The organism is Lagierella sp., assembly GCF_029983815.1.
GTDB lineage: Bacteria > Bacillota > Clostridia > Tissierellales > Peptoniphilaceae > Mediannikoviicoccus.
The window spans coordinates 79,842-101,480 of record NZ_JASBYU010000002.1 but is presented as its reverse complement, the minus strand read 5'-3'; the positions used below and the strand labels follow the sequence as shown (position 1 = coordinate 101,480).

Annotated in this window: 18 protein-coding genes and 1 CRISPR repeat array; of the genes, 4 read left to right on the top strand and 14 right to left on the bottom strand. The window is 34.9% G+C overall.

Translation table 11 applies throughout. The features are described from left to right. Positions 1–3: 3 nt before the first annotated feature. The gene (locus Q1K37_RS01680) at positions 4–1,437 is read left to right on the top strand and encodes an aminoacyl-histidine dipeptidase (RefSeq protein ID WP_300408747.1); all 1,434 of its coding nucleotides are present in this window, start codon (positions 4–6) and stop codon (positions 1,435–1,437) included. 69 nt (positions 1,438–1,506) lie between these two features. Here Q1K37_RS01680 and Q1K37_RS01675 read toward each other — a convergent pair whose 3' ends face one another. From Q1K37_RS01675 to Q1K37_RS01625, 11 genes are all read right to left on the bottom strand, one after another. Continuing rightward, positions 1,507–2,064 carry a GNAT family N-acetyltransferase gene (locus tag Q1K37_RS01675; RefSeq protein WP_300408745.1) on the bottom strand — a complete coding sequence of 186 codons (558 nt, stop codon included), beginning with the start codon at positions 2,062–2,064 and terminating at the stop codon, positions 1,507–1,509. A gap of 1 nt (position 2,065) precedes the next feature. After that, the gene (locus Q1K37_RS01670; protein ID WP_300408743.1) at positions 2,066–2,725 is read right to left on the bottom strand and encodes a ComF family protein; all 660 of its coding nucleotides are present in this window, start codon (positions 2,723–2,725) and stop codon (positions 2,066–2,068) included. Between the two features lie 121 nt (positions 2,726–2,846). Further along, a CRISPR array of direct repeats spans positions 2,847–4,343; the repeat unit is 32 nt; unit sequence ATTTCAATCCACGCTCCCGCGTAGGGAGCGAC. 120 nt (positions 4,344–4,463) lie between these two features. Continuing rightward, complete coding sequence (gene cas2 / locus Q1K37_RS01665; protein WP_300408741.1) at positions 4,464–4,757, bottom strand: CRISPR-associated endonuclease Cas2; 294 nt, start codon at positions 4,755–4,757, stop codon at positions 4,464–4,466. A gap of 1 nt (position 4,758) precedes the next feature. Next, on the bottom strand, positions 4,759–5,793 hold the full coding sequence (cas1c, locus tag Q1K37_RS01660; RefSeq protein WP_300408739.1) for a type I-C CRISPR-associated endonuclease Cas1c: 1,035 nt from the start codon (positions 5,791–5,793) through the stop codon (positions 4,759–4,761). 1 nt (position 5,794) lies between these two features. Then, on the bottom strand, positions 5,795–6,448 hold the full coding sequence (cas4, locus tag Q1K37_RS01655; RefSeq protein ID WP_300408737.1) for a CRISPR-associated protein Cas4: 654 nt from the start codon (positions 6,446–6,448) through the stop codon (positions 5,795–5,797). Positions 6,449–6,453: 5 nt separating this feature from the next. Continuing rightward, positions 6,454–7,293 carry a type I-C CRISPR-associated protein Cas7/Csd2 gene (gene cas7c / locus Q1K37_RS01650; RefSeq protein WP_300408735.1) on the bottom strand — a complete coding sequence of 280 codons (840 nt, stop codon included), beginning with the start codon at positions 7,291–7,293 and terminating at the stop codon, positions 6,454–6,456. After that, positions 7,286–9,262 (bottom strand): type I-C CRISPR-associated protein Cas8c/Csd1, encoded by a 1,977-nt coding sequence (gene cas8c, locus Q1K37_RS01645; protein ID WP_300408733.1) that lies wholly within the window; start codon positions 9,260–9,262, stop codon positions 7,286–7,288. The genes cas7c and cas8c overlap by 8 nt, the downstream gene beginning before the upstream one ends. A gap of 11 nt (positions 9,263–9,273) precedes the next feature. Beyond that, positions 9,274–9,987 carry a type I-C CRISPR-associated protein Cas5c gene (gene cas5c, locus Q1K37_RS01640; protein ID WP_300408731.1) on the bottom strand — a complete coding sequence of 238 codons (714 nt, stop codon included), beginning with the start codon at positions 9,985–9,987 and terminating at the stop codon, positions 9,274–9,276. Between the two features lie 222 nt (positions 9,988–10,209). Then, positions 10,210–12,654, bottom strand: a complete 2,445-nt coding sequence (gene cas3 / locus Q1K37_RS01635; protein WP_300408729.1) for a CRISPR-associated helicase Cas3' — start codon at positions 12,652–12,654, stop codon at positions 10,210–10,212. A 571-nt stretch (positions 12,655–13,225) separates the two neighbouring features. After that, positions 13,226–14,350, bottom strand: coding sequence for an aldo/keto reductase (locus Q1K37_RS01630; RefSeq protein WP_300408727.1), 1,125 nt, complete (start codon positions 14,348–14,350; stop codon positions 13,226–13,228). A 51-nt stretch (positions 14,351–14,401) separates the two neighbouring features. Beyond that, a complete protein-coding gene (locus Q1K37_RS01625) occupies positions 14,402–14,773 on the bottom strand; it encodes a DUF1801 domain-containing protein (RefSeq protein ID WP_300408725.1) in 372 nt (123 codons plus the stop codon). 152 nt (positions 14,774–14,925) lie between these two features. On the opposite strand from Q1K37_RS01625, the gene nhaC reads away from it, so the two are divergent. Both nhaC and iadA read left to right on the top strand, forming a co-directional pair. Then, positions 14,926–16,365 carry a Na+/H+ antiporter NhaC gene (nhaC, locus tag Q1K37_RS01620; RefSeq protein WP_300408723.1) on the top strand — a complete coding sequence of 480 codons (1,440 nt, stop codon included), beginning with the start codon at positions 14,926–14,928 and terminating at the stop codon, positions 16,363–16,365. After that, positions 16,362–17,495, top strand: a complete 1,134-nt coding sequence (gene iadA / locus Q1K37_RS01615) for a beta-aspartyl-peptidase (RefSeq protein WP_300408721.1) — start codon at positions 16,362–16,364, stop codon at positions 17,493–17,495. The genes nhaC and iadA overlap by 4 nt, the downstream gene beginning before the upstream one ends. A 52-nt stretch (positions 17,496–17,547) precedes the next feature. On the opposite strand, the gene rbsK is transcribed toward iadA, so the two are convergent. Both rbsK and deoC read right to left on the bottom strand, forming a co-directional pair. Continuing rightward, positions 17,548–18,474: a ribokinase gene (rbsK, locus tag Q1K37_RS01610; protein WP_300408719.1), complete on the bottom strand. Its 927-nt coding sequence runs from the start codon at positions 18,472–18,474 to the stop codon at positions 17,548–17,550. Between the two features lie 9 nt (positions 18,475–18,483). Further along, a complete protein-coding gene (gene deoC / locus Q1K37_RS01605) occupies positions 18,484–19,122 on the bottom strand; it encodes a deoxyribose-phosphate aldolase (RefSeq protein WP_300408717.1) in 639 nt (212 codons plus the stop codon). A 262-nt stretch (positions 19,123–19,384) separates the two neighbouring features. Here deoC and Q1K37_RS01600 point away from each other — a divergent pair, with 262 nt between their 5' ends. Beyond that, complete coding sequence (locus Q1K37_RS01600) at positions 19,385–20,545, top strand: amidohydrolase (protein ID WP_300408715.1); 1,161 nt, start codon at positions 19,385–19,387, stop codon at positions 20,543–20,545. 44 nt (positions 20,546–20,589) lie between these two features. Here the strand turns inward: Q1K37_RS01600 and rihC are convergent, their stop codons facing one another. Next, the gene (gene rihC / locus Q1K37_RS01595) at positions 20,590–21,507 is read right to left on the bottom strand and encodes a ribonucleoside hydrolase RihC (RefSeq protein WP_300408713.1); all 918 of its coding nucleotides are present in this window, start codon (positions 21,505–21,507) and stop codon (positions 20,590–20,592) included. Positions 21,508–21,639: the final 132 nt, after the last annotated feature.

Genomic DNA, 21,639 nt, shown 5'->3' with positions numbered 1-21,639 from the left:
ATTATGTTAGAAAATTACGAACCTAAAGAAGTTCTATATTGGTTTGAAGAATTGACTAAAATACCTAGGTGCTCTAAACACGAAGAAAAAGTAAGTGAGTTTGTATTAAACTTTGCTAAAGAGAGAAACCTAGAAGCAAAGAGGGACAAGCTTTATAATGTTATAATCAAAAAGCCTGCAACAAAGGGCTTAGAAGATACCCCTACGGTTATTTTACAGGGCCATATGGATATGGTTTGTGAAAAAACCGAGGACTCTGACCATGACTTTTCAAAGGACCCGTTAAAGCTTAAAGTTGAAGACGGCTGGTTAATGGCAGATAAAACTACCCTTGGAGCAGATGATGGAATAGCCGTTGCCTATTGTCTTGCCCTTTTAGATAGCAAGGACATTCCCCATCCAAACTTAGAAGTTCTACTAACAACTCAAGAGGAACTTGGGATGGATGGAGCTGCAGCGGTTAAACAAGAGGATTTAGAAGGAAAGTATCTTCTAAACATCGACGGTGAAGTTGAAGGTGACCTACTTGTAGGCTGCGCAGGAGCAATGACCATAACTTCTACAAGAAAGCTCAAATTTAAACAGTCTAATTTAGATAGAACCTATAGTCTAGTCATATCCGGCTTAACTGGTGGCCATTCCGGACAGGAAATTGAAAAGTTTAGAGGAAACTCCATTAAGTTAATTGCAAGAATCCTTCAAGGAATCGATAATTTAGAGTTGGTTTCTTTAGAAGGAGGTTCTAAGCATAACGCCATTCCTAGCTATTCTAAGGCCATTTTACTAGCTGAAGATAAAGCAAAGGCAGAAGTGGAAAAAAGAATGTCCGAGATTTCTTTAGAACATAAAGAAACCGATCCAAATCTAAAAATCGAACTTAAAGAAATTGAAGAAAAACACGAAACCGTTTGGGACGAAGAAAGTCAAAGACATGTGCTAAAGGCCCTTGTTGCAATTCCAGATGGGGTTATATATATGGACTATGCTTTCCCAGGACTGGTACAAACCAGTATATCCAATGGGGTTTTAACTCAAGATGAGTCAACTCTTAAACTGGTAGCTCTACTTCGTTCTTCAGTTCTATCTTCCTTAGTAGAGATTAGAAATAGCTATGGAATTATAATGAATGAATTTAAATTTGATGTGACTGATGACGGTGGCTATCCTGCTTGGGAATATGATCCTGACTCAAAATTAAGAGAAGTGGCAATTCAAGTATATGAAGAAATGTATCATGAATCTCCAAATGTTCACACAATACATTGCGGTCTAGAGTGTGGAATATTAAAGAAAAGTCTTACCAAAACCGATATGATAACCTTTGGTCCACAGATGTATGATATTCATACTCCAAAGGAGAGAATAGACTTGGAGTCCGTAGACAGAATTTGGGAATATACGAAAAGACTTCTTCTCGAAATAAGTAAAATAAAATAGGTATAAAAAATGACCCCTTTGCAAAAAATCTAAGGGGTCATTTTAAAGCCTTAAAAAGACAAAAGTTTATTAACTTTTCCATTCCTCATAATCTATGGAATACATATGAAAATCGTCGGGTTTTCCAGTCTTTTTATCAATTACATAACCTTTAAGTACTGCATCTATTTTCATGCCCGCCTTCTTCATCACCATTCCAGAAGCAGGGTTCATACCCATATGCCTTGTCAATACCTTCCTAACTTTAACTTCAGTAAACATATAGTCAACAACCGCCTTTAAAGCTTCTGAAGCATATCCCCTATTCCAAAACCTACTGCCATAACAGTATCCAATTTCTACAAGATCGTCCTGTTTGGAAGGCCTTGCTTCTATCTCGCCGATTACCTGGCTATTTTCCTTAAGCTCTACAACCCAGTCAAAGAAAAGTTTATCTTCATACTTATCCACCTTGGAACTAAAATACTCCCTAGTACATTCCGCATTTTCATGGGTATCCCAAGTAACATACCTTTCAACTAACTTATCCCCTGTCCAATTTTCATAGGCCTGAAGATAGTCATTTTCTTCAATCCTTCTTAGGATAAGCCTTTTGGTTTCAATAATTTTTGTACCTATTTCCTTCATTTTACCTCCCCTTTTTAAGAGGACTTTCTGGCCTTGCCTTTCCAATGACAAGGCAGTCAATCTCCCTATATCCTACATCCTTTAAAGCTCTTACCCCCTCTTCCAAGGTATAGCCAAAGGTTATTAAGTCATCCACCAACAATATCCTCTTGTTTAATAAACCTTTCTTACCAATTGCCTTAAAAGCGTAGTTTACATTGGTCCTTCGTTTAGATGAAGAAAGTAGATGTTGATCTTTCGTTTCTTTAATTTTAATCAATATCTCTTTGTTTACAGGAATATTTAGTCTTTCACCAAGAAAATCGCAGAGGATATCACATTGATTGTAACCCCTTTTCAAAAGTTTTTTTCTGTGGAGAGGTATTGGCACCAACAAATCATAATCTAAGCCATTTTTTCTATAAAAGTCCTCCAATAGCTTTGCAAACACCTTACCATAATATCTTTTTTCTCTAAACTTAAACTCTGAAATCATCCTCTTAATATGTCCCGAATATAAATATGGACTATAACAAGTAGAATCTCCAATAACTTTGAAGTCTTCAATAGTTTCCAAAGTTTCAGCACAGCTTTTACAAATATAATCCCTTGTCTCCTCTTGTTTACAACATAGGCAAATATTATCCGGTTGAAATAACAAATCAAGTAATTTAAACTCCATAACTTCCTCACTGACAAATGATACTTTCGATTTTAAGGCTTAAAACAACAAATCCTTTCGCATATTATAACATTATACACAGTTTAAATATAGAGGTTTAAAGAGTTCTTGAATCACCAAGCCGACAATCCACGCCCCCATGTAGGGAGCGACACCTGCCCAGCAAGGGCGAGACCGAGGAGTCACGATTTCAATCCACGCTCCCGCGTAGGGAGCGACAATAAATCTAACAAACAAGCGGTCAGAGACTGGAATTTCAATCCACGCTCCCGCGTAGGGAGCGACTGCCCGCTTATGGATACAGTATACCCTTTTTTATATTTCAATCCACGCTCCCGCGTAGGGAGCGACAGAAAGGACATTCTAAGCATGGGAAATAAATACAATTTCAATCCACGCTCCCGCGTAGGGAGCGACTTTTTGGTGCATATACAGTTGGTGTACCGTATAGATTTCAATCCACGCTCCCGCGTAGGGAGCGACTGCATTTTCAAATAGTGTGAGAGATGCTGCATACATTTCAATCCACGCTCCCGCGTAGGGAGCGACGGCTAAAAAAGTATAATTTTTATCCAGAAATTAGCATTTCAATCCACGCTCCCGCGTAGGGAGCGACTATTGATTTTTTAATAACTTCCACTGCTTTATTAATTTCAATCCACGCTCCCGCGTAGGGAGCGACAGATAGCATTGTATGTACTTTGTCAGAGGTTGGCATTTCAATCCACGCTCCCGCGTAGGGAGCGACAGGTTGAATTATATTTAATACACTTTAAACTTTCTATTTCAATCCACGCTCCCGCGTAGGGAGCGACAGGTTGAATTATATTTAATACACTTTAAACTTTCTATTTCAATCCACGCTCCCGCGTAGGGAGCGACTATTCTTACACCAGTTTTAACCACGCATACATTGATTTCAATCCACGCTCCCGCGTAGGGAGCGACGTTATGTGATGTTGTTGGTCGTTTAATTATCAGTATTTCAATCCACGCTCCCGCGTAGGGAGCGACGGTAAAAACAAGGATGGCTTATGTTTACAAAGGTTTATTTCAATCCACGCTCCCGCGTAGGGAGCGACAATGAATTTCCTCTCTTAGAGAGTGAGGAGATGGAATTTCAATCCACGCTCCCGCGTAGGGAGCGACTTTTCTATCCCGAATTCAGTTGCTATTTTTTCATCATTTCAATCCACGCTCCCGCGTAGGGAGCGACTTGAAATTCCTGGTGTTGCACCTGTTAATCCTATAGATTTCAATCCACGCTCCCGCGTAGGGAGCGACGCTTTTTAACACTTGCGGAATTAGATAGTAAGGTAATTTCAATCCACGCTCCCGCGTAGGGAGCGACCACCACCAGAATTTAATATAATCTCTAGATTATTTATTTCAATCCACGCTCCCGCGTAGGGAGCGACTTACGGTGTTTTAAGGAGTAATAGGGCAAAGGCAGATTTCAATCCACGCTCCCGCGTAGGGAGCGACATATAGAGTTAATGGCGGATGTAAAGGGAATTTTAATTTCAATCCACGCTCCCGCGTAGGGAGCGACGGAAAAGGAGTTGAAATTTACGAGGACGTAAACAATTTCAATCCACGCTCCCGCGTAGGGAGCGACCGTAAATTTTCAACGTTTTACGGCTATTTAAATTTTCCTTTTCTCTTTTTAGGTCGAAAATTTAATAAAAAACCATGTTTTTCCTTCGAAGACTCCCACTTTTTATGTGCAAGCCAGGTTCTACAGCATAAGTAAATCTTCATCTGGATTATAGCTATCATCTCTTCCTATACTCTTTACCCGAGATTTCCAGCTTTTCCCTAGATTATAGAATCGAATGCTATCTGTTTTCTCGTCTATTATATCTAATAGAATCTTCTCCAGCTTTCTAAGCTGTGCAGGATTCAAGCTACATTCAAAAACCGAATTTTGTACTCTCTGCCCATAGTTAACACACTGTTTTGCTACCCTTCTGAGCCGTGATTTTCCTTCTCTTGTTTCTGTGTTGACGTCATAGGTTATTAATACCATCATTTTAATTACCTCTTATAACAAATGGAGGATAACTTTCCAGGTCTCCTCGTAAGTATCTATTAAGTAATCTTGCTTGTACATGGGGTAGTAATCCAAGTTTAATTTTTTCTCCAATGAATGGATGTTTTATTTCCCTATTTTTATTTTCCTGCCAAGCTTTAATCACCTTTTGTTTGCCCTTATCATTAAGAAGTACTGCTTCATTTTCTTTTATTTCAAAATCTACAGGCTTAATTATACGTAAATTAATTAGTGAGAGGCAGAGTCTATCTACTAAATAACTTCTCATTTCTTCACATAAATCAAGAGCCATTGAGATTCTCCCCGGTCTATCTACATGCATAAATCCAACATAACTATCTATACCTTCAGCTTCTAAGGCAGACTGACAATCATAAGTTAATACAGTATATAGAAATGAAAGTAAAGTATTTACTCTATCTCTAGGTGGCCTCCTATTCCGCCCCACAAAATAAAAATCTTCTCTTTGTTGTAAAATCATTTCGTCAAATATATCGAAATAGGCTTTTGCAACTACTCCTTCTAAACCCCTCAAGCTATCTTTATCTTGTGATATTTTAATATCATCAAGAGCCTTATCTATCAAAGCAATGGATTTATCAATTCTCTGTAAATCGACAATTTCTTTGTGATCTTTTACAAAGGACTTTATTATCTTCTTAGAATTATATCCTTTTGCATAAACAATGTTTCTTACAAATTCTAAAGATTCTTCGCCGTCAGCAAGTCTATATTGCTCTCTTCTCACAAGTACATTTCCACTACTCTTTCCAATATATCTTCCGCAATATCTTCCTTGGGGAGTCATAAAAGCAATAATAATATTATTGTCTCCACACATTTTTATTAAATCAGGACTAGCGCCTTGATAATTAAAACAGATTATCCCTTCTAAAATATGGATAGGAAATCTTCCTATAACTTTCCCATATTCCTTTATTACAATGTTTTCTCCTTCTTTTGCAAGATATGCATCTTCTCTTGTGACATACAGTACATTCAAAAGTTTTTTCATATCAATCACCGTATAGATAATTTTCTATTGATTTTCTTTTCTTTGTTATCCTAGGCATACATAGATCATACAATGAACATAGCGTACATTTTTTATAGAATTCAGCATCTGGTGTAATTCTGTTTTCAAACATATCGTGCATCTCTTTTACTGTGTCTATTACAAATTCTCTCTTTTCTTCATCAATATCAACTTCAAGTCGAGTATTAGTTTTAAAGTAATAGATAAAAGACTTCTCAATATGACAATTTAAATCCTCTTCAAGACAGATCACCTGGGCAACTAGCTGAGAGATGTCCCTTAAGTCTGGTTTTTCTTTCCCTCTCTTATATTCTATAACATAGGGTTTCCAAAGTCCTTTTTTGCCTGGAACATTGACTCCCTCTCCATCTTTAATAAATTCTACCATATCTATTATCCCATTTAATCCTAGCTTACTTGAAGAAATAGGTACAGATCTAGAGTAGAAAATATTCTTTCTTTTTTCTTTTATAAAAGGATTATCCACTTTTTCATGTTTTATCATACCATCAATAGTATAATAGTTTTCCTCCCATAATTGTTCTACATGAATTAGACTCCAACTTCGTTTACAGAAACAAAAGTGTTGTATGCCACTAAGCATTAGATAATCCTCTTCTTTGTATTTTCTCATTTCAATTAAATACCTTCGATATGAGAATATTTAATTCCTAACTTTTTATACTCCTCTAATTTTTCTTCATTTAGTCTTATCTTATAGTCTTCATAAGAATCGGCTTGTGCTAAGTCTTCATATTCCAATAAAGCTCTTATTTTGGCGCTAGAAACATTTCCAATTTCATTTTTATGTTCGAACCAAAATATTTCTTTAATTTCCATACTTCCATCTGGTCTTGCAGACGAGGTGTCATTTATAAATAAAGTTTTTAAACATTTTTTTATTATTTCTTTATCTTCTTCATTAAATCCAGTTTTCTCTGCAATATAAGAATTTATTGCTCCACTAAAGAAGTAAGTTCCAAATTCTACACTATGTTTAGTTCCCATAGTATCTGAAGATCTTGCCTTATCATTTTTAGGTTCCATACCATTGCAAGATCTTGTAATTTGAGTAGAATTTATTATAATTGGACTTAATGATTTAGCCATTGTAATGGATACAGGCCCTCTAATCCCAATAGATCTTTTATCAAATGTAATTACTTGTCCAAAGGATCTAACATCTAACCATTTTTCATTAAATGACTTTTCGACTTCTTCATCCTTATTGTCTTTGTTAAAATAGATTTTATACCTAGCTTCTAAAGAATTTGCTCCATCTTTTGTTCTTTCTTTCGCTTGCACAAAAATATCCTTGTCTAAATCCTGCATTCTATTTCTTATTTTTCTTTTAATACATACATCAGTAACTTCACCGTAACCCATTGAATCAGTTCTAGGCATATTGCCAGCTAGAGGATCCCCATTACAATTTGCTCCTTTAACCGTAAAAGTAACTAAAAAATCAACCTTATTCATCTTTATCTCCCTTCTTAGTAAATAATTTTTTTGTTTCTCCGTAATATCCAAAGATAAACTCATAATCTAATGGAGCATTTAACTCCTGCTTTTCTCCTAAATTTGCCAACGCTTCATAAATTTCTTGTTTTTCCTGATTGTAGATTATAGATAAACCAGGTTTCTCAGCTTTTAGCTTCATTTCATAAACCTTTGTCTTTGATTCTAAAACTTCGCTCATAGTTGCAGGTTTATTAGTAAAGGAATTCCAAAATTTTTCTGCATTAGTGATACGAACTCCACCGGAATTATCTTTCTTTTCTTTAGTCAATTTATCAAAGACTGCACTTTCTATTCTTTCATAAACAGAAAGCAATCTTCCATATAAGTAAGATACTGTTTGACTTTCTAGTTCTTTCATATTAAAATCCTCCTTTCTTTCTTTGCTCAATATGGCAAGAGCTATATACATAATTGTTAACCATTGTTTGTCATATTTGATTCTATTTCTGATATTTAACTTTAGCATTCTTGTCAAATTATCCGGTATATCTCTACCTTCGATAACCGAAATGACTAATTTTCTAAATTGATCTTTTTTGAAATTATCATTATCTAAAACCAGCTTCCCATCTCTCTCTATCCCATAGGAAGACAGTAGTATTTGACCTAATGAAGGAATGTACTCCTCATAAGATTTTTTGTCCTCAGTCTTTCTATACCATTTATATTTTTCTCCCCAAGCGTTTAAGTTTAGTAAAAGTTGGGAAGATTTTATCTTGTTGTAATATTTTATAGAAATTCTTCCATTACTAGATTTGTCCAATATCATGGCATAATAATTAGAATTATCAGAGAACATTTTTTTGCCTTTAATAAATGATTCCCCAACATTTTTATTTCCTTCATTCGGTGTAAAATCATCTATCTCTTCTTCTATTTCGTCCTTTTCAATATATCCTAAAAAATTTTCTTTGCTATTAACATTTTCATCCTTTTGCTTTGCTGAATTTGAAGGATCTAAACCACTCTTATTCTGTATGTCATCGCTAAACCAGTTAATTAAATACTGCCCCGAACCCAACCAAACTCTTGTATTATTATTCTCTAAAAGGTATTTAATCATTAAATGAACTTTTTCCGATGACTCATATCCCACCTGTATAACTTCAGATCCATCTTTAAATCTTCCAAAATAAGTCTCTCTGTTATTGCTGACAGAAATAACTTTCGCATTGCCCAAAATTCCTCGGTGCTTATCTACTATTTCTTCTTCTTTTCCACTAATATTACATATCCCTAGATTTTTCCGTTGAGAATCAATATAATCTATGAATTCTCTGTGAAGATCTGTAAAGTCTGTAACAGTATAATCTCTGCCTTTATCTGCAATTACTTTAAAGTTTACATATACATCTTTAAAATCTAAAGTTGCTTCTTTAATTTTTTCTCCTGATTTAGTTTCCTCAACATACTGATATTTCACCTTAGTCTTATCTATACTAATGAGATTTTTTCCATATATCTTATCTACAACCCTATTGAAAAAATCTTTATCTTCGACTGCACCTATGATCGATCTTAGAAATATCTTAACTTTATCATCTTTAACATAATCATAAAAATCTCTCAATCCGCTTAAGTACATTTCATGCTTAATTTCATCTAGAGTGCTTAAGTATGAAAAATTATCTACTATAGGATGAGCACATTTACCTGATGTTCTAGCTCCCGAATTCATAGTAACTGGAAAAACAATATAAGTTTCAAATAATTTTGTGTCACCATTTTTGTCCATCTTTTTCATGAACTCTGCTTGAATAATTTGGGATTCCTTCGTCAATGTTAAAAGAACTATATTATTTCCATTAGAATTCATAATATTATGATACACTGGTAGGAGCACAGTATCATTAGCAGTATATTTATCTACTAGCTTTAAGTCCTCTGCTTTATTATAAGATTCTAGTAAATCTGTCAAAAAGCCCACATTTTCACCTCCTATAACTTCATATATTGTTCATACTCTTCGTCAACACTTCTATATTCCTTTGGGTATTTAAAAGTGTAATTGGATAAAGTGTTTTTGATTAAGCATTCCTCTTGAGATGGGAATTTTATTATTCCATCTTCCATCACTATATCCGTATAACAAGAGATAAGTTTTTCCCCTGGCTTGTCTGGATAAATAAATGAGTGAAACATTATTCCAAAATTTATCTTTTGGTCTTCGTAAAAAGAAGTTGAGTTTGTATATTCTATTTCATCAATTTTTTCAACAAAGCCTACAAATTGCCTTACACCAAGAAAAACATCTCTTCTTCCTCCTCTTTCTAAAGACCTTTCCATAATGGCCTCATGCTTTTTCATATTTCTATCGTTTTTCATATCTTCCCTTGCCAAATTCCATTCAAAATGAAATTTAACAAGATACTCCACATTTTCTAGAGCTGTAATATAATTAAGTCCAGGGCTTCCATTTGAATATAGAGCTCTAGATCCCATGGTATGAGTTCTTATCTGGTTTATAACCTTAACTTCATCAATAACATTAACTAGTACAGGCTTAAAATAGCAAGCATCAACTATTCCATGAAGCGCTTGTCTTGTGCATACGCTATATGAGATAGCTTCTCCACCAGCTTTAGTTTCTGGAGCTGTAAACATAGCATAATCACCTGTAACTCTAATATAAAAGAATTTAGATCTTTCCATTTTTTCACCTCCATGTTCAATTAAGAAATATTTAACACCTTTTCAATTAGTGTTAACTTCATTTTAAGTATATTATAAATATCTGTTTGAGTCAAATTAATACCGACTTATGTTATAATATTTTTATCACAGTGTGACTGTGGGGATTGAAATATTTTTAGTATCTTATAGGAGATAATAAAGTAGTGCTCTATTTTATTATCCCTATCTACATAACTCGTATTAAAAAATCAAATTTGCCTCATCCAGTCTTTTTATATCTAACCCTCTTTTATTGGAGTAAAGTTCTTTTGGTAAAATTGAAATCTTACCATCCAAGTATTTTATGAAATTTCTATCGTGTATATCAGACTTTCTTACATTTACTGTGTAAGGTTGTAAACTTTTTAGTATCTTCTTGATTTTCTTTAATAACAATCCATCATATGTCTTTTCATATTCTTTGACCATATCAATCAACTCTTCAATTATTTCCTCATTATCGCGATAATATACAATAACACCTTCTTGTGAGTCTTCATCAATTAATTCAAATATTTCACTAATTTTTTTAAATGGTTGGTTGACGCTACTAAAAGGTTTCGATGATGTAGCACCAGAAGACACATCTTTATAATCGTTGTAAATTTTCTTTTCTGTTATTAGCCCAAATAAATCCAACTTATCTTCTTCCAAGGGATAACTCATTAATTCAGCTCTGTTGCTAAAGTATTTATCATAGAAAGGTCCGTTTAACTTATTTAAGTCTAATTCGTCTCGATAGATTGATAAAATTACATTAGCAATTTCTTTTTTATGGTTTACTCCTTTAAGATACTTTGTACATTCTATTTCATTTGATAAATTTACTAGTTTTACTTCCCCAAACTCCAATAGTCCTGCTCTATTACACCTTCCATCTGCCTGACAAAGAGAATCTATGCCTGCAAAGGACCTAATGAGACTTTGAAAGTCAATGTCCACGCCAGCTTCTATGAGTTGAGTGCTTACACATATTACAGGAACTCCTAGGTTTAGTTTTTCCTTCATCTCTTTAATAATATCTTTTCTATGAGCCGGACAAAAATCCGTTGATAATAGGTAGCAATCATTATATTTTTCTTCAATCTCATTAAATATTAGTGTTGCTGTCTTCTTTGTATTAACAATGATAAGTGTAGATCTATCCTTATGCATCTCAATCTCTTTTATTATATCTTCAATAGATGCTTCTTCCGTCGTCCCATTTAGAAGACTAATTTTATTCCTTCTAAAAGGTTTCATATCCTCTTCACTCATTGTATAAAGGGAATCCTCTTCTTCATTTAATCCACCATATTTTATTCTATATTCTATATTTTCATTATCAAAATCCGGTTGTGTTGCAGTACATAAAACTAAATTAACCCCCATTATTCTAGATAAATAATTACAGAAAAGATTAAATATATACGTTGTTTCTATGGGTAGAGATTGAACCTCATCCAATACAATTACAGAATTGATAAGAGAGGCAAATCTTCTTATATTTCCAGATTTTCCTTTCATCAATGAATTAAAAAACTGAACCATTGTAGTTGCAACAATTCTTTCATCCCAAGTATCAATCAAATATTCTTTATTTTTAAATTCAATTGTATCTTCTTTATATTCATCTATTTCATTTGAATCTTCTACTATATTGGAATGATGCTCCAACACATTTTCGTCTCCAAAAACTTTTTTTAACTCTTGAGCATTTTGTTCTAGCACCGATAAGAATGCCGTAACATAAATAAGTTTTTCAAATTTCCCGGTAGAAATAGCCGCCGCTGCATATCTAGAAGAAGCCAAAGTCTTTCCAGATCCAGTTGGTATATCCAGTTTATAAACTCCTGGTCCATTGATAAATCCCTTGTTTTTAACTTCGTCAGCAATTTTTGTCTTTACTTTATTAATCTTCGACTTAGGTTCTCCAAACTTTTTATATACATCTTCTATAGATTTTAAAAGCGCTTCCCCTGAAACAAATTCTCTCTCTCTTGGAATTACTTCTTCAATAGAGTTTATTGTATCTAAGACATCTGCCGTCTTTAAAATAGAAAGTAGCAGTCTCACCGTTATAAAATTATAAAATTCAAATTCTTTTCGATTTGTTTTGTCAAGGTCAAGTCTATTAAATACTTCTACATATTCCTCATGGGCCTTCAAAAAATAATCACTAAAACTTTTTCCCGTTTTCTCAATTATTAATTTTTCAAATTCTTTTAAAAACCCTAATATATCATCTTCATAATTATAGTCACCCTCTTTGTCATAGAAACACTTATAGTGAATTGAGCTAAAATAATTATTATTATCATCTGTTCGAAGAGAATCAAAAAGACCATGGTGCGCTCCTATTACATATGAAGCAGTTTCAATAAAATCCCCATAGTTCTTCATTCCTTTTTTATATAACTGCCTTGCTAGAGTGAATATATACTTCACCCCCGCACTAGAATGTATAACCTTTTCCGTAGAACCATTTATTATCTTATTTTGAAAGCGCCTATCTGCCTTCCCACAGTCATGAAGAGCACCTGCTAAAAAACAAAAATTCCCAAGTCCTACCTTATCACCTAGTTCTTTACAATGTAGAGCTACATTTAATAAATGATCCTCTAGACTCTGTGTCCTGTCGTTATTATCTTTATGAGCAATTATCATGTATTATCACCTCAATAATATTATAGCATTTATAAAGATAATTTCCTCTGTTTTTTAAATTATATTCCACACTATAAAACTCATAACACAACTGCAAAATGTCCAATAGAAAACCCTCCAAACCTTGTGTTTTATAAGGTTTTAGAGGGTTATTTCCATTTTTATCTGTCAAAGTCAAGCTTGGAATAGTTCATAAACTTTATTATAATTATAGATAATTTATGGCTTGATTGTTTTTACACTACCCAAAGTTTCAGCACAGCTTTTACAAATATAATCCCTTGTCTCCTCTTGTTTACAACATAGGCAAATATTATCCGGTTGAAATAACAAATCAAGTAATTTAAACTCCGTAACTTCCTCACTGACAAATGATACATACTATTTCCAAGGCTTAAAACAACAATCCTTTCGCATATTATAACATTATACACAGTTTAAATATAGAGGTTTATCGTCCCTAAAAATATTTGAAATTTCATCTCTACCTTTCAGTTTAAAAACTAAAATTCACAAAAAAACCCATCGATTACTCAAACATGAGCTTTCAATGGGTGATAAGTAAATCTTATTATTTTAAAAATTGATTTGCTTCTTTAAGCCCCTGTATAATTTCAAGGTTCTGTGGACATTGATCTTCACATTTTCCACATTCGATACATTTTTCAGGAGAAACTCCATCTTCTAGATATTTCTTATAATCCTTTTTGCTCTTTTCACTTTCGTCATATAAATAGGCCTTGTTCCAAAATCCAAATACCTTTGGAATATTTATATCCACTGTGCAAGGCATGCAGTATTCACAGGCTGTGCAGCCTATTCTTTCCCTATCCTTATAGGCCTTTCTAGCCTTTTCATAGAATTCACATTCCCTATCCGTTAAGCTATCATATTCTACAACACTTGCCATTTCTACATTCTCTTCTACTTGTTTCATGCTATTCATTCCACTTAACACAGTCATCACATTGTTAAGGCTAAGGGGAAATTTAATAGCCAATTGGGAAGGAGACATTGGTTTAAACTCTTCTTGCAATTTAAGTACTTCTTCTGGAGGGTTAGAAAGCCTTCCTCCCTTTAAAGGCTCCATTATTATTACGGGAATTCCTAGTTTTGTTGCTAGATCATATCCCTTCATACCCGCTTGATATTCTATGTCCAGATAGTTTAACTGAATTTGGCAAAAATCCCAAGGATAACTTTTTACCATCTCTTCAAAAGCTTCATATTCATCATGAAAACTAAATCCAATATATTTTACAATACCACTTTCTTTAATCTTCTTTACGAAATCAAAAACTCCAAGTTCTACAATTTTTCTAAATCTTTTAATGTCTAAAGAATGGAGTAAATAGAAGTCAAAGTGATCTGTTTGTAAGTTTTCCAACTGTTTATTTAGAAGTTTTTCAAAATCTTCTTCCTTTTCCACAAGCCAACATGGAAGTTTAGTAGCCAAATGAATCTTATCCCTTAGGTTATTTTCTTTTAAAAACTCCCCTACAAACTTCTCACTGGTCTCCTCATGATAAGGATAAGCTGTATCTATGTAATTAACCCCCTTGTCAATTGCTTCAAGTAATAGTTTAGATGACTCTTTTTTGTCAATCTTACTATTGTCCTCATCAATGACAGGAAATCTCATACATCCAAATCCAAGTCTTGAAACCTTCGTTCCCTGTATTTCAAAATATTTCATAAAATCCTCCTCTTATATTGTATTTAATAGGTGATATAGAACCGTTTTCAATCACTTTCTCCAAAAACTCTTATAGTCCTTTTTCTCTTCTATTTGATGTTCTACCATCTTGTAGATTAAATCAAAGTCCACTTCATCAGTCCAGTCTATTCCGATGGTCATATCCTTCGCCCTATATCCTGCCCTTTCAATTTCATCACTGAACTTTCTTACAGTACTCGCCTCTGGTACAATACTAAAATGCTTTTTATAAGGCGTTAGGGATATAATAAATGTGCCATTTTTGGTAAACATGGGCTGATTCCACTTTATTTCCCTCTTTAAGTCGGGAAACTTCTCTATGATATGTTCAATTATCTCCTGAAACTTTAACCTGTTTTCTGGATTCTCTATCTTGTTAATAATCTTTGAAAATTCTTCCATATTTCCATCCATAATTTATTTTTACCCATATAAAAGTCTGGATAATCATTAGCTAGGCATAGAGAGTAGAGATAAATATGTGAATACTTTAATTGACTTTAGCAGTTTAACTTAATACAATATACATAACCAAAAGAAAGTGAGGAATAATTATGAAAGAAAAAAGGAAACCGTCAACTATTCAAGCCCTCTTTCCCCTGTTGACGATGATTGTACTACTTACAATAGGAGTTGGATTTTTGAAGCTTCGGGCTGAACCGATCATATTGATTTGTGGAATCATAGCAGGAGTTATGGCCTATAATCTAGGATACAATTGGGATGAGATGCAAAAAGGAATCATAGAAAAGATAAGTCGGGCTTTACCTGCTACATTGATCCTATGGTCCGTTGGTCTTCTTATAGGATCATGGATGTTTTCTGGTACTGTTCCCATGATAATTTACTATGGAGTTCAGATAGTAAACCCAAGATTTTTATATGTGACAGCCTTTCTAATAACCTGTGTGCTTTCCGTAGTTACAGGTACTTCCTGGGGTTCTGCTGGAACAATGGGTGTGGTTTTAATGGGTATTTCCCAAGGACTCAATATGAATCCAGCCATCACTGCCGGAGCTGTTGTTTCAGGGGCATACTTTGGAGACAAGCTATCTCCTTTCTCCGACACCACAATACTTGCTCCCCTAGCGGCAGGGTCAGAATTATATGAACATATAAGACATATGCTCTATACGACCATACCTGCATCTACTGTTGCCATTGTAGTGTATTTAGTTGCAGGATTAAACGCCGATATTGCAGGAACTAGCAGTGAATCCGTTAAAATATTACAAGAACAACTTAGTGGCATGTATAATTTTAATTTAATTTTAGTAATCCCTGTAATTATCATGATAGCAGGTTCCCTACTTAAAATACCAACACTTCCAACCATGATAGTAAACTCCCTATTTTCTGTAATTATAGGGGTTTTGGTACAGGGATTTACTTTAAAAAATGGCTTTATTTCATTAATTCAAGGATTTGATGTGGAGATGACAGGATTTGGCAAAGAAATCCTTCCAGATATATTGACACTGTTAAATAGAGGAGGTGCGGTCTCCATGACTTCAACCACAGTCTTAGTCTTTTGTTCCATGGGATTTGCTGGAATAATGAGTGCCGCCGGCATGCTAGATGTAATCCTAGAAGCCATTTTAAAACGTGTGAAGACGGCTGCTGGAGTAGTCATTTCAACAATTGCTTCCTGCTTTACCGTAGCCTTTGTTACAGGAAACTCATACCTTTCAATCCTTATCCCTGGTGATCTCTTTAGAAATGTATATATCGAAAGAGGACTTCACCCTAAAAACTTATCCCGTACTTTAGAAGACTCAGGAACGGTTTTAGTTCCTTTAATTCCATGGTCCGCCGCAGGAGCGTATATGGCTTCTACACTTGGTGTGGACACTCTAAGCTACCTACCTTGGGCAATACTTAACTATATGGGTATAATATTTGCAGTGATACTTGCCATAACTGGAATTGGTATCGAAAAACTTGGACCAAAGCAGATATTGGAATATAAGGAAAAGGAGAAGATCGATCTATGATTTTAATTAAAGATGCTCATATATATAATCCTGAGGACCTTGGTAGAAAAAATATTATAGTAAGTTTTGGTAGGATTTTAAAAATAGTAGATGAAGTTCCAAAGATGGACTTTGATGAAGTTTACGACGCCAAGGGAAAAGTAGTAATTCCTGGAATAATCGACCAACATATTCATATTACAGGCGGTGGTGGCGAAGGGGGTTTTGAAACAAAAGTTCCAGAACTACAACTTTCCAAACTAATTCAAGCAGGAATTACCACTGCTGTTGGACTGTTGGGTACAGACTCTGTTACAAGATCTGTAGAAAACTTGGTTTCTAAAGCCATAGCCCTTACCCACGAAGGTATTAGGACATACGCCCTAACAGGATCCTATGAATATCCAAGTCCTACAATTACAGGGGATGTAAAAAGGGACATAGTGTTTATAGACGGGGTAATAGGTGCAAAGATTGCTTCAAATGACCATAGGGACTCTGCCTTGGACCATAGAGAGCTTGCAAGACTTGGTACATGTGCAAGGGTTGCAGGAATGATTTCTGGAAAGTCAGGTCATGTCACCGTTCATTTAGGAGGCGGGAAGTTTCTACTCGACCAAATAAGAGAGGCCTTGGATTTTTCAAACCTTCCAATTTCAACCTTTAGACCTACCCATGTCAATAGAGATAGAAATACCTATTTAGATTCTCTGAATTTTGCATTAGAAGGAGGATATATAGATGCAACCTGTAGAATGTCTTCAGATATTACAGATGTAGAAGTCTACAAATTGGCTAAGGAAGATAGAGTCTTAGATAAACTTACCTTTAGTTCCGACGGCTATGGTTCCTGGTCAAAATATGACGAAGAAGGAAACCTAACGGCCATTGGATATAGTCCCGTTGACACTGCAATGGCAACTTTAAAGGAAATAGTAGAGTCGGGAGAACCATTGTCTGAAGCTTTAAAGCCCTTTACTTCCACCGTTGCCAAATGCTTGAAACTTCACAGAGAAGTAGGATTTATAAAAGAGGGATATATCTCAAACCTACTGGTCTTAGACGAGGACCTTAGTATAAATTCAGTGATGTCCATGGGTAAATGGATGATGAAAAATGGTGAATTGCTGGTAAAAGGACTTTATGAATAATATAGTTTTGGTAAATTTATTAAGGTGTATGCAACTTCAAAGATGCATACACCTAATTTTTATTTTTCATAAATTCATCTATTTCTGCCCTTGTAGGCATTGCAGGAGTTGTCCCAATTTTCTGTACGCAAAGGGCACCTACTGCATTTCCAAATTTACAGGCTTCCCAAATGTCCTTTCCCTCTGTCAACGCAGCTAAAAGTCCTCCATTAAATGCATCACCTGCTCCAGTGGTATCGATGACATCCACTTTATATGCTGGTATAATTTCAGATTTTACTCCATCAAATACATACACTCCTCTTTTCCCAAGGGTGATAATAACTTTTTCTACTCCCTTGTCAGAAAACCACTTCGAAGCCTTATTTGCAGATTCCAGATCCTTTATTTTTACACCCGTCAAAATCTCCGCTTCTACTTCATTAGGAGTAACCATGTAAATATCTTTTAACATACTCTCATCTATTTTTTGAATAGGCGCGGTGTTGAGAATTACCTTAGTATTTGTCTGTTTTGCAATTTCAACCAACTTTTCAACTGCAGAAAGATTGGTCTCAAGTTGAGTTAATACATAGTCACAATTAACCAATGACTCTTTTAACCCTTCCACTTCTTCGTCTGTAATCTCTGTACAGGCGCTTGGAACTACTACAATCTGATTTTCTCCAGTCTTTTCATCCACCATAATAATAGCAGTACCTGTAGTGAAGTCCGAAGTCCTAATGATATGCTTTTTATTCATGCCAAGTTCTTCCATTGTATCGAGACAAACCCTAGAAAAGCTATCTTTTCCAAGTTTAGTCATCATCAAAACATCAGCACCAGCCTTATGGGCTGCAACACATTGATTAAATCCCTTGCCTCCCGGACCCATTGTAAAATCAAGTCCCTTAACAGTTTCTCCAGGTTGTGGCAAATGAGGTGTTCTAGACATCAAGTCCACAACAAAGCTACCAAAAACTACTGTATTTTTCCTCATTTTAATCTCCTATTTAACTATATTTATTCCATTACTTGCACCGATTCTATCCGCACCTGCATCTATCATCTTTAAAGCATCTTCTCTTGTTCTAACTCCTCCAGAAGCTTTTACCTGTAATCTGTCTTTAACAACAGATTTCATAAGTTTTACATCCTCAACTGTGGCACCACCTGTTGAAAAACCTGTGGAAGTCTTAACAAATTGTGCCTTTGCAGCCATAGCAAGTTCACATGCCTTTACTTTTTCTTCTTCAGTCAGCAGACAGGTTTCAATAATAACTTTTACAACCTTACCATTTGCAGCCTTTACCACTTCTTTTATGTCCTCTTGAACAAAGTTATAATCCTTGTCCTTCAAAGCTCCAATGTTGATGACCATATCAATCTCATCCGCTCCATTTTTCACACAATAGGAAGTTTCAAAAGCTTTCACTTCAGTCGCCATTGCCCCCAGTGGAAAACCTACTACACAGCAAACCTTAACATCAGAATTTTTAAGTTCTTTACTTACTTTTTCAACATTACCACTATTTACACAAACAGACATAAAGCCATGTTCCTTAGCTTCATTGCAATATCTTATTACATCTTCGGCTTTTGCGTCCGCTTTTAATATAGTGTGGTCTATCATCTTACTTAAATCCATATTGTTCTCCTTTTCATTTTGTAATATATTTAAACATTTTCCTAGTTAAATCAACGATTTGAAACATATCTTTCTTAATCAAGATATCATCAGTTATTTTAAGTGTCAACAAATTTGCACTTCATTTTAACAATCACCCTTCCATCTTGAATTTCTCAATTTAATGTAATAAACTGTAGCTAACGATATTTTGTTTTATCCAAGAAAACAAGGTATATCAAAATCTTAAAATTACAATATTATTAGTAGAAAGGACGATAGTATGATACTTATCAAAAATGTACGCATTCACTCCATGAGTGATGATAAAAAAGATGGTTTTGACGGTTCTATAATCTTAAATGATTCTAAAATACATGAAATCATTTCCGGCGAATATAAAGATGACTTTGACGGTGAAGTTATAGATGGCGAAGGATTCTCTTTGTACCCTGGTTTTATCGACGCCCACAGTCACCTGGGATTAGACGGTTCGGGAATAGGATATGAAGGTCAGGATTATAACGAACTCAACAAATACTTAACTCCAGAACTTAGAGGTTTAGACGGTCTTAACCCAATGGATCCTTCCTTTAGAAAGGCACTAGAAGGCGGAGTTACCTGTGTTGGAACAGGTCCCGGGTCTGCTAATATAATTGGCGGAACATTTGTTGCTGTAAAAACCTATGGTAAGAGAATCGATAAAATGGTTCTAAAGGATCCTGTAGCAATGAAATGTGCCTTTGGAGAAAACCCTAAAAGGGTCTATCGAGAAAAGGGCATTAGTACTAGGATGTCCACAGCGGCGAACTTTCGAGATATGCTAAATAAGACTGTGGAATACATGGAAAAACTGGAACTAGCAAAGGATGACAGTTCTAAGAAACCTAAGTATGATTCAAAATGCGAAGCCTTAATTCCAGTGATAAAAAAAGAAATACCATTAAAAGCACACGCCCACCAGGCTAATGATATCTTTACAGCTTTGAGAATTGCAAAAGAGTTTGACCTAAACATTACTTTGGAACATGTTACAGAAGGACATCTGATTGCAGAGGAGTTGGCCAGTGAAAATGTGCCCCTTGCAGTCGGTCCATCTTTAAGCCATCCCGTTAAATTTGAAATGCAACATGTTTCCTTTGAAACTCCTGGCGTACTTTCAAAGGCTGGTTGTGATATTTCCATCATCACCGACGCTCCTGTAATACCACAGGAATATCTTCCACTTTGCGCTGGCCTTGCAGTAAAGTCTGGCATGGATGAATATGAAGCTTTAAAGGCAATAACAATCAACCCTGCAAAACATTTAGGAATTTCCGATAGGGTTGGCTCCATAGAAACCGGGAAAGATGCAGACCTTGTTTTAACCAACGGAAACCCTCTAGCTCTAGAAACTGAAATAAAATATGTGTTTATAGACGGAAAAATGGTCTATAAAAAATAAAAATCAACATGAAGAGGCCGCCTACATGGTAGCCTCTTATCTTTTTAAAAATTGCAACTGTCGATTGAATTGAAGAACCATTCTTTAAACTTTGAAACATCAATGTCGTAGGTAACATTTGCATTAGGCTTTTCTTTAAAAAAACCATTAAAGTCGATGCAGGTAGCACCATAGGTAAATTCCCCCTTGGTCTCAACCTTTACACAGGCATCTTTCATGATAAAGATATCCGGTTTTAATAGATAGGCGATGGCACAGCTGTCAAACATCCTTAACCCTTCCTCAAAACTTCCACTTCTATATCGATTAAATAGTCCATAAAACATTTTACCCACATCGTTTAGCTCTCTTATTCTTTCAATTTCTTCTTTGTAAATAGGCACTTTTAGACCCACATCTAAAGTACACATTGTGGTTGTAAGGCCAGATTCAAATACTATTCTTGCAGCCTCCGGGTCACATTTTATATTAAACTCAGAATATATTCCCGCATTGCCCCTTCCTACTGCTCCACCCATTAAAACAATTTCTTCAATTTTTTCCATGACTTCGGGATAAGTTCTAAAGAGAATAGCAATATTGGTAAGAGGTCCTATTGGAACAAGGGTTATTTTTTCATTTGACTTCATAATGGTCTTATACATTGCATTTACAGCTGTTTCTTTGAGCAATAAATCCGTATTTTCTTCAGGAAATTCAAACCCGTCCATTCCCGATTCACCATGAACATCACTAGCATTTATATAGTCTGATAGTAAAGGCCTCTTTGCCCCAGAAGCTACAGGAATATCCTTTTTTAAAAAGGCTAATAGTCGTAATACATTCTTCGTAACCTTATCTATAGTTACATTTCCGTTTACAGTAGTAATAAGTTTTATGTCCAGTTCCCGAGAAAAAGCAGCTATGGCAATGGCTATAGCATCATCTATCCCTGGATCCGTGTCAATTATTATAGGTTTCAAAATCTTCCTCCTAGTTGTATAACATTCTACATATACAATATATCTTCAACTTTTTGCTGTCAATTGAAACAAATCTAATATTTATCACTTTCTAAAAACACTTTTAAGCCGTTAAACAACAGAATTCAATAT